The following is a 9752-nucleotide window of genomic DNA, read 5'->3' as shown; positions in this document are numbered from 1 at the left end:
AGTACTGAGAAAACGGGCGCGACAAGCGTTTGCGGCTAAGGCAGGCAAGAAATTGCGCCTCGATAAAATCGAGGCGCCGGGACAGTATTATCGACTTGACGCTGGTTGGCTAATGGGTGACCCCGCCTCTCGGACCTGACCCCGCCTCTTGACCCCGCCTCTTGCGCTGACTTTTAAGGCTGGCCGCTGCCTGCCGTCGCCGCGCCGTCACGCTTGCGCTTGACCGTCACCGCGCCGGCGCTGCGGAAGTCGAACAGGTTCATCAGGTCACCGATGGCGGGCCGGTTGGCCGGCACGTAGGGATCGGCCGCCACGTGCACAGGGTTGGGCAGGTTGTCGCGGCTGCGCGATGACAGCGGCGGCAAGCCCCAGTTGCGCTCGATGAACTTGGCGATGGAGGCGTGGTCGTAGTAGGTGTGGTCAACAGCGCCCTTGCGCGCGTAGGGCGAAATGGCGATCAGCGGCACCCGCGTGCCATCGCCGAAAAAGTCGATCAGCTGCACATAACCGGAATCGTAATAGCCACCACCTTCGTCGAACGTGACCAGGATGGCCGTCTTCTTCCATAACGCTGGATTGGCGCGCACGCGCTCCAGCACGTCGGCCACCAGCTGGTCAAAACTCGGTTGCATGGCATAGCCGGGGTGACCGGAGATGCTGTCATACGGGGCGATCACGGCCACTTGCGGGAAGGTGGCCTCGTCCTTCACGTCCACGTAGAACTGCATCAGGTCCACCAGCTTGTCCTTGTCCGGCCCCGTCATGGTGGAGCGGAAGAAGGTGGGCGTGTCGCACATGCCGCAGTATTCCTTGTCCACCTTGGCGCCGTCGTTGCGCCCGCCGCTGTACCACTTCCACGCCACGCCGCCGGCCGTCATGGCGTCGCCGATGTGGGGCATGGTCTGCGGCGGCAGGATGAACTTGTCGTCACCGAGCGCCAGCGGCTGGCCCAGCGGCGCGTAGGCCGGTTCCATGTTGTTGACCATGTACCAGGCGCCGGGGGCGCAGTTGCCGTCATTGAAGGCGCGGTAGGGCAGCTTGCCCAGCAGCTCGCGGATGCCGGCCACGCCGGGCTGCGCCGCGTCGGCGCAGTTGACGTAGGTGCCGCCACGGTAGCCGTCTTCCACGTACCAGTTGTTGGTGCCCGGCTGGGCGTTGGGGTTTTCCATCTGCTTGACGGGCGGCGTGGCCGGCTGGCCCGTGTGCGCGTCCGTGTAGACGCCCACGTCGGCCGTAGCCAGCGCGAAGTAGTTGGCCGTGGTGCCGCCCATCACGGGCTGATGGTAGTTGTCGGCGATGGCGTACTGGTCGGCCAGGCGCTTGAACAGCGGCGCGTCGCCAGTGGCCATGTTGTAGAAACCCATGCTGATGGCGCCCTGGTAGGTCTTGCCCGGCGCCAGCGGGAACGGATTGCTGGGGCCAGGCCCGGTCTGGTCGGCTACCCACACGAACAGGTCATGCTTGCCGCCGTCGACCTGCTGCCACATCTGGAAGAAGCGGTGGGTGGGGTCGCCCGTGTGGGCGCCGTAGCTGACGTGGTGCGTGATCTGGAACGGGCCGTTGGGCAGCTTGGCCGGGAAGCGCGCGTCGGGCACGTCCTGGCGCTGGCCGAAGGCGCCGGCCGCCCACGGTTGCGGCAACTGGCCGTACACGCCGTTGAACTCGGGGGTGGGCGTGTAGGCGCCCGTGGACAGGCCCAGCTTTTGCGCCGCGTCGCGGAAACGGGGGCCGGGCGTGCCGTCGCGGTTGACGATTTTTTTCGACAGCAGGTTGGCCACGCTCTGGCCGCGCGTGGGTTCGTAGACGCCGTACAGGTTGTCGAAGGTGCGGTTCTCGCCCACCAGCACGATCACGTGTTCGATCGGCGTGGTGGCGGTGGCGGCCTGGCCGGCGGGCGCGCTGGCGCTCAGCGCGGCCAGGAGGGCCAGGGTGGGCATGGCAGGACGGGACGATGGCATCGGACTCTCTCTCGCAAATCAAAACAAAAACAGCGCGGCGGGGCGCCGCGGCATCGCTGCCGTGACGTCCCCGCCGCGCCGCCAGTGGTCAAGCTAACGTTACAGCTTGCCGCTCAGGGTCAGGAAGGCCTTGCGCGGCGCGGCCGACTGCAGCGTGGCGAAGGTGCCCGTCGGGTCGGAGGCCGTGAAGCCGTTGGTGCCGATCGAGCTGAAGTACTGCTTGTCGAACAGGTTGGTCACGTTGAACTGCAGCGACAGTTCCTTCAGCATGCCCACCGATTTGAGCTTGTAGCCGGCCGACAGGTTAGCCACCCAGAACGAAGGCACGGCGCCATCGTTGAGGTAGGTGTAGTAGCGCTTGCCCGTGTACTTGGCGCCCAGGCGCGCGAACCACACCCGGTTGTCGTAGCCCACTTCCGTGTCGAACATGGTGCGCGGGGTGTCGACCACCTGCTTGCCGCTGACGGCCACCAGCTTGCCGTTATCCAGGTAGTTGGACTTGTACTTGGAGTCGTTGTAGGTGAAGGTGTTGAACCAGGCAAAGCTGGGCAGGAACTTCCACTCGGCCACCGCTTCCAGGCCCTTGGTCTCCACCTTGCCCACGTTGACGAAAGTGCTCGGGCAGCCGGCGATGCCGACGCAGGTGGCCACGTTCAACTGGCGGTCGTCGAAGTCGGCGTGGTACACGGCCAGCGAGCCTTGCAGGTCGCGGCGCTTGAAGCGGTAGCCCAGGTCGACGTTGACCGAGGTTTCCGGCTTCAGGTTCGGCGTACCCTGGTTGAACGCGTCCTGGGTCTGCGAGAACGGGCCGTTCACGCCCGGCTGGAAGGCGCGCATGTTCTGCGAGGCGGACGCGAACAGTTCGTCGTCGCGGCTCAGGGCGTAGTTCAGGCCCAGTTGCGGCAGGAAGGACTTGGACGCCACCAGTTCGCCGGCGGCGCGGCTGCCCACCAGGCTGGTCGTGTCTATCGTCACTTTCGGGCTCTTGAAGCCGGCATTGATCTTCAGCTTGCCATCGAGCGCGCGGTAGGTGTCCTGCAGGTAGAACTGGGTGGTGGTGGTGGTAAAGTCCTGCTTGAACGCGGTCTTGAACGGGTTGCTCAGGAAGTGGTTGGTATCTTCCGGGCCGTTGATGGCGTAGAAGTTGCGGGTCAGGCGGTGCAGGCTGCGCTCGCCCCAGATGCCGGCGGCGATCGTGTGCGCGCCCCACTCCACGTTGAGGTCGTTGACCAGGCCGTCGCGGCCGATCGAGTATTCGGTGGTGCGGATCGAAATCGGCACGGTGGGCGAGGAAGCCTGGTAAGGCGTGTACCAGTGACCCTGGCCTTCATTGCTGTGGTGGTAGTAGCTGGTCTTGAACCAGGCCGAAGGCGCGATCTTCAGGTCCGCCGACAGGCCGCCCAGCGAGTCCTTGCGCAGGCCGCGGCCCAGGAAGTAGGCGTCGTCCATGTTGTTGTCGGGGCCGCTGAAGATGTTCTTGGCCGCGTTCACGGCGCGCTGCCAGTCGGGCGCGTAGTTATCCCAGTTGTAGCCCAGGCGCTGCGCCATTTCCAGCGACAAGTCCTGGTAGTCCGTTTCCTTGCGGTTCGAGGTGTTGTAGAAGGCCGTCAGCGTATTCTCGCCGAACTGGTGTTCCACGCGGGTGTTGACCTGGTCCTGGTCCTGGGCACCGGCGCCCTTCCACTTGTCGGCGCGCTGGCGGGTGCCGCTGATGAACAGCTTGGTGGTGTCGTTGATCAGGCCGCTGTCGAAGCGCACGAAGGTGCGCGAGGTGCGGTCGGCGCCCACGGTCTGGTTGACGGTCACGCCGCGCTCGTCGGTGGGGGCCAGCGTGATGAACTGCACCGTGCCGCCCAGGTTGCTGGTGGAGGCCGTGCCCAGCGCGCCCGCGCCTTGCGAGATGGCCACGCGGCCAATGTTCTCGGCCGAGATGGCGCGGCTGATGTGCAAGCCGTTGTTGTTACCGTAGCTCATGTCGCCGAGCGGGATGTCATCGAGCGTGAAGCCCAGCTGGCTCTGGTTGAAGCCGCGCACGCTGAAGCGGGTCGACCATTCGTAGGCGCCGAACGGGTCGGACGACTGGAAGTTCACGCCAGGCAGCTTCTCCAGCGCCTTCAGCGGGCTGGTGCCCGGCACGGCCTTGGCCAGTTCCACGTGGTTCAGGTTCTGCACCTGGCGCGACTGGCCCTGGCCCAGGACTTCCACCACCTGCACCGGGGCGCCGGCGGCGCCGGCGACGGCCGCTTCGGCCTGGCCGGCACTGGCGGCCACCGCGGCCACGCCAGCCACCTCGGCCGCGTCCGGGGCGGCGTAAGCGTAGCAGGCCAGCGATTGCAGGACCAGCAGGCAGATCGGTTTTAAACGGAGATGCTGTTGCATGATAGGACTTTCGTACGTTAATGGGAGAAGTTGCTGAAATCCGCGTCCCGGCAAACTTGCCGAAATACAAAACTTGCAGGATTGTAGGAAGGCGATATGACGGCTGCGTGACGGCCATGTGACAGTTTGATGACCAATGAATAATTTTGCCGTTTGGACAAACTCGCATGACGCCCATGCATACAGGGCGGCGCGACCGGCGGCGGCGGCCTGGCGGCGCAGTTAGAGGAAAGCCTCCAAAACCACATGCGCCGCGCCGGCCCGTGCCGGGCAGGCCGATCTGGGGTAAGCTAGGCGCTCCCCGACGTCACAGTGGAATGCATATGTGGATCAAACGTAGTGTGGCCGCGCTGCTGGCGGCCGTGATGGCGCTGCCGCTGCTGGCCGGCGCCCGGCCGTTCCCGGCCGACATCAAGCGTGGCCGGATGACGCCCGGTTATTACCCGGACCTGACCATCGACGGCAAGCCGCGCAAGCTGTCGCCGGCGGCCCGCATCTTCAACCAGGACAACACGATCGAAATGCCGGCCAGCCTGCGCGGCAGCGGCATGCTGGTGTACTACACGGAAGACGCCAACGGTGACATCAAGAATGTGTGGATCCTGACGGCGGAGGAAGCGGCGCAGGACCTGCCCGCGCCGGTCAAGTAAGAGCCGCGGGGTCGGAGCCGCGGAGCAGCGGGGTCAGGTCCGGCAACGTGCCACATTGATGGCACGATGCCGGACCTGACCCCGCTTCTTGCCCCCGCTTCTTTGCCGCTTCTTGCCCCCGCTTTTCCAGGGCATGCCGGCGCCGCCCAAATAGCGTCCACCGTCAGGACCGCGACAGCGCCTGGCGGCCCGCCACCGCCACCACGGCGCGCGCCGTGGTGGCGGTGGCACGCGCGGGCGCGGCCGCGCCGGCGGAAGCGGACGGGCCGCCATCGTCGAGCCGGAACACGCTCATCGAGGCGATCAGGCTTTCCGCCTGTTCCTGCAGGCTGGCCGAGGCGGCCGCCGTCTGCTCCACCAGCGCCGCGTTCTGCTGCGTCATGTCGTCCATCTGGGTGACGGCTTGATTCACTTGCTCGATGCCGCTGCCCTGCTCGGCCGAGGCGGTGGCGATCTCGCCCATGATGGCCGTGATGCGCTCGACGCTGCCCACGATCTCGCCCATGGCCTGCCCGGCGCGGTCGGCCAGCCGGTTGCCGGCGTCCACTTTCTCCACGCTCTGGCCGATCAGCTCCTTGATCTCCCTGGCCGCCGCGCCCGAGCGCTGGGCCAGGTTGCGCACTTCGGATGCGACCACGGCGAAGCCGCGGCCCTGCTCGCCGGCGCGGGCCGCTTCCACGGCCGCGTTCAAGGCCAGGATGTTGGTCTGGAAGGCGATGCCGTCGATGGTGGCGATGATGTCGACGATGCGGTGCGAGCTGGCGTTGATCTCGCCCATGGTCTGCACCACTTGCGACACCACTTCGCCGCCGCGGGTGGCCACGGTGGAGGCGTTCACCACCAGCGCGTTGGCCTGGCGCGCGTGGTCGGTGTTCTGGCGCACGGTGCTGGTCAGCTGTTCCATCGACGAGGCCGTCTCCTCCAGGCTGGAAGCCTGCGCCTCCAGCCGGGCCGACACGTCGGCGTTGCCGCTGGCGATGTCGCGCGTGGCCGCGCCGATGTTGTCGATGCTGGCGCGCACGTCGCGCACGATGGTGCGCAGGCTGTCGTTCATGTGCTTGAGGGCGCGCAGCATCTGCCCCACTTCGTTGGGCGCGCCGACGTCAAATTCGGACACCAGGTCGCCGCGCGCCACGCTTTGCGCCACCGTCACCGCGTTTTGCAGCGGCACCGTGACGGAGCGCGAAATCAGCCAGGCCACGGCGCCGGCCAGCGCCAGCAAACCGAGCATGCTGCCCATCATGATCCAGCGCGTGACATGGAAGTCGGCGATCTTGTCCTTGATCATGGCCGCGATCGCGGCCGCCGCCTGTTCATTGACCTTGAACTGCAGGTCGATGGTGCGGGTGGCCAGGTCCACGTACTGCTCGGGCGAATAGTGCAAGGTCTCGGCCTGCACCACCTCGTCCTCGGCCACCTTGGTGAAGGCGTCGCCGGCGCTCACGGCCTCGCGCATGGCCGCCCCCAGCGCCGCCTCGATGGCCGGATTGGCGGCGGCCGCCTTGGCGTAGGCCGTCTGGGCCTGGGCCTGGCGGTCGTTGACGCGGCCGATGTAGCCGGCCAGCCGGGCCCGCTCCTCGGCCGTGGCCTCATGCCGGGCCAGCAAGCCGGCGCCCAGCGCGCGCGTCTTGCCCAGTTCCTCCGTCAGGTAGGGCAGCTGGTAGTAGGTGGACTGAATCAGCTGGTAACTGTCCTTGTCCGGGTCCAGGCTCAGGCCGTAATAATCGCCCACCAGGTCATTCACCTTGAGCAGCTTGGGCACCAGCGCCGTGTGGGCGGCGAAACTTTGCGGCACCGTCAGCGTGCGCCCGGCCACGCCGGCGCGCAGGCGCTCCCAGTCGGCGCGGGCCTCCTCCCAGGCCGCCGTCACGCCCTTGTCGTCGATGGTCTTGACGAAGGCGTCGACCCTGGCGTACTGGCGGTCGGCCTCGTCCTGCTTGGCCTGGCGCTTGCCCTCCACGCCCGCCACCTGGCCCAGGTACAGGGCCGACAAGCCGCGGTGCTGCTGGGTCAGCTGGATGGTCTTGAGCACGTCGGCCACGCGCGGCAGCCCGTCCTGCTCGGCCACGTAGGCATCCAGGCTCTTGGCCGCTTCGCGCAGGTAGAAATAGCTGGGAATGGCGGCCAGCACGACGGCGATCACGCTCAGGATCAGGAATTTGTGCGGCAAGCGCAACCGGTCCACCAATGAAAACACGTTCATGTCCACCTCCAGGATACGCTCAGGCCAGGGATGACTTGCAGATCGGATGTATCTCTTTCCTATGATAATCGTCCGACCGTCACTATGCTGGAGATTTTACGTGGCGTGTCCGTCAAACAGGCGCACCACTGGCCGCATCCGAACGGGACGCCGCGAAAAGCAACAACTGCTCGGGCGCGGCGGGACGGGCGATGTGGAAACCTTGCAAGTAATGACAACCCATGCGGGCCAGGATGCGGGCCTGGCCATCCGTCTCCACGCCCTCGGCCACCAGTTGCAGGCCCAGGCTGTGGCCCATGGCGATGATGGCGTGCACCAGGCTGTTGCTGCGGGCGCTGTGCTCGATGTCCATGACGAAGGCGCGGTCGATCTTGAGCGTGTTGAGCTGGAACTGGGTCAGGTAGCTGAGCGAGGAATAGCCGGTGCCGAAATCGTCCAGCGACACGCTCACGCCCAGCGCCCGCAGCCGTTCCAGCACGCTGCGCACATTGGGGCCGTCGTCGATCAGCACGCGCTCGGTCAATTCCAGTTCCAGCAGCGCCCCGGGCAGGCCGTGGCGCGCCAGCGTGGCTTCCACCAGGGGCACGAAGCCGGGGTCGGCCAGCTGCCAGGCCGACACGTTGATGCTGATGCGCACCCCGTCGAGCGGGCCGCCGCGCCACAGGGCCGCCTGGCGGCACGCTTCGGCCAGCACCCAGCTGCCCAGTTCGACGATCAGGCCGCTGTCCTCGGCCACGGGAATGAAACGGTCGGGCGCCACCGTGCCCAGCGTGGCGCTGCGCCAGCGCAGCAAGGCTTCCACCTTGCCCACGCGGCCGCTGCCCGCTTCCGCGATCACCTGGTAGTCGAGCCGGAATTCATTGGCCGCGATGGCGTGGCGCAGCGCGCCGTCGATCACCAGCGCGTCGCGCGCGGCCGCGTTCATGGCGTCGCTGAAAAAGCGCAGCTCGCCCCGGCCGGCCTTCTTGGCCTCGTACATGGCGATGTCGGCGTGGCGCAGCAGGGTCTCGCCATCGCTGCCGTGGCGCGGATAGCAGGCCAGGCCGATGCTGGCCGTGACGGCCACCGTGTGGTGCGACACGTCGAACGCCGGGACCATGGCGGCCAGGATGGCTTGCGCGCAAGCCCGGGCCCGGGCCTCGCAGTCGGCCGGCGCCAGGTCCGGCAGCGCGGCGATGAATTCGTCGCCGCCGAAGCGGGCCAGCATGTCGCGCGGGCCCAGCAGCGCCTGCAGCCGCTGGGCCACCTTGCGCAGCAATTCGTCGCCGGCGCCGTGGCCGAACGAGTCGTTGATGCGCTTGAACTTGTCGAGGTCGATGAACAGCAGCGCGCAGGCGCGTGCGCCGGCGTGGGCCTGGGCGAGGTCGGCACGCAGCCGCTCGGCCAGGGCGTAGCGGTTGCCCAGGCCGGTGACGGGGTCGACGCGGGCCGCCTGGTACAGCAGCGTGTCCTTCTTCTTGCGCTCCGAAATATCGAGCAGTTGCACCAGGCAGTACAGGCGGCCCCGCTCGATGTAGGGCGAGGCCATCATCTCGACCGGCAGTTTGGCGCCACTGTGCAGCGTCAGCTCCGCCTCCTGTGTCAGCGGATAGCGGGTGCCGGCCGCCTCGAAGGCGGCGAAATAATCGTCGGCCATCTGGCGCGTCAGGCCCGGCAGCAAGTCCGTCACGTTGCGCCCGATCAGGTCGGCCGCGCTGCCGTAACCGAGCAGGCTGGCGCAGCGCTCGTTGGCCACGTGCACGTAGCCGCGCTTGTCGCGGATCAGGAAGCCGTTGCTCAGGCTGTCGATGGTGCTGGCGTAGCGCTGCTTGATCTCGTGCTGCACGGCGTAGATCAGGCCCAGCATGGACAGCGACTTGAGCACGGAGCTGGCCGCGAACCAGTACAGGTAGGTGTGCGGCGTCATCTCGATGCTGCCGGCCAGGTTGAACATGCCGCGCACGGCCATGGTGATGCCCAACAGGCGGTAGCGGTGCAGATGGCGGCCCCGTCCCAGGCGTACGCCGGTCCATACCATGACCAGGCACAGCAATAAGCCGCCACTGGGGAACACCACGGCCGGGTTGGCTGCCCACCACAACTGCAAGGCACCGGCCAGCAGCAGGAAGCCCAGCAGCGGCCAGGCGCCCTCGCCGCGCCGCAGTCCGCCCAGGAAGAACTGGGTGCCGGCCCAGTAGCCGGCCGCGCCGCCCGTGATCAGCAGCGCGCCCAGCGGCCGGCGCAGCGGTTCGAGCGCCGCCACGCCCGAGAACCACAGCGCGAACGCAGCCATGATGGACAGCTGGCCCATGGCCCAGTACAGGGCATGGCGCTCCTTGCGCTGCATCAGCCACAGGAAGATCAGGATGGCGCTCAGGATGGCATCGGCCATCACCGAGATATAGGCGTACTGACTGGGGTCCGGACTCATCATCTCCACCACTGGGGGCCGGCCGCCACGGGGCGCCGGAGCTGGGGGCCGCTGCTGTCCACGACAGCCGGCGCTCACTCCCATTATTGTAGTCTGAATAACGGGCGCCGCCCATCGAAGTGTTGCCCTCAGGCACAAAATCGGGCGCGCGG

The 9752-nt window shown here is 67.1% G+C and carries 5 protein-coding genes; 1 reads left to right on the top strand and 4 read right to left on the bottom strand.

Going from position 1 to position 9752, the window contains the following annotated elements; translation table 11 throughout:
- Nucleotides 1-173: 173 nt before the first annotated feature.
- Together H3H36_RS23405 and H3H36_RS23400 are read right to left on the bottom strand one after the other, a co-directional pair.
- On the bottom strand, nucleotides 174-1958 hold the full coding sequence (locus H3H36_RS23405) for an alkaline phosphatase family protein (protein WP_182220477.1): 1785 nt from the start codon (nucleotides 1956-1958) through the stop codon (nucleotides 174-176).
- Between the two features lie 99 nt (nucleotides 1959-2057).
- Entirely contained in the window at nucleotides 2058-4337 is a 2280-nt protein-coding gene (locus H3H36_RS23400) for a TonB-dependent receptor (protein WP_182220476.1), read from the bottom strand.
- A 323-nt stretch (nucleotides 4338-4660) separates the two neighbouring features.
- On the opposite strand from H3H36_RS23400, the gene H3H36_RS23395 reads away from it, so the two are divergent.
- On the top strand, nucleotides 4661-4987 hold the full coding sequence (locus H3H36_RS23395; RefSeq protein WP_182220475.1) for a hypothetical protein: 327 nt from the start codon (nucleotides 4661-4663) through the stop codon (nucleotides 4985-4987).
- 163 nt (nucleotides 4988-5150) lie between these two features.
- On the opposite strand, the gene H3H36_RS23390 is transcribed toward H3H36_RS23395, so the two are convergent.
- Nucleotides 5151-7190, bottom strand: coding sequence for a methyl-accepting chemotaxis protein (locus H3H36_RS23390; RefSeq protein ID WP_182220474.1), 2040 nt, complete (start codon nucleotides 7188-7190; stop codon nucleotides 5151-5153).
- A gap of 112 nt (nucleotides 7191-7302) precedes the next feature.
- Nucleotides 7303-9600: a putative bifunctional diguanylate cyclase/phosphodiesterase gene (locus H3H36_RS23385; RefSeq protein WP_229220065.1), complete on the bottom strand. Its 2298-nt coding sequence runs from the start codon at nucleotides 9598-9600 to the stop codon at nucleotides 7303-7305.
- Between the last annotated feature and the right edge of the window lie 152 nt (nucleotides 9601-9752).

It is taken from the genome of Rugamonas fusca, from assembly GCF_014042365.1.
GTDB lineage: Bacteria > Pseudomonadota > Gammaproteobacteria > Burkholderiales > Burkholderiaceae_D > Rugamonas > Rugamonas fusca.
Note: the sequence above shows the minus strand (reverse complement) of the source record. Positions and strands in the feature narration are given on the sequence as shown.

Bases quoted from the DNA above. Each gene is read 5' to 3' on its own strand.
- H3H36_RS23405 (WP_182220477.1), bottom strand. From the start codon at position 1,958: ATGCCATCGTCCCGTCCTGCCATGCCCACCCTGGCCCTCCTGGCCGCG.
- H3H36_RS23400 (WP_182220476.1), bottom strand. From the start codon at position 4,337: ATGCAACAGCATCTCCGTTTAAAACCGATCTGCCTGCTGGTCCTGCAA.
- H3H36_RS23395 (WP_182220475.1), top strand. From the start codon at position 4,661: ATGTGGATCAAACGTAGTGTGGCCGCGCTGCTGGCGGCCGTGATGGCG.
- H3H36_RS23390 (WP_182220474.1), bottom strand. From the start codon at position 7,190: ATGAACGTGTTTTCATTGGTGGACCGGTTGCGCTTGCCGCACAAATTC.
- H3H36_RS23385 (WP_229220065.1), bottom strand. From the start codon at position 9,600: ATGAGTCCGGACCCCAGTCAGTACGCCTATATCTCGGTGATGGCCGAT.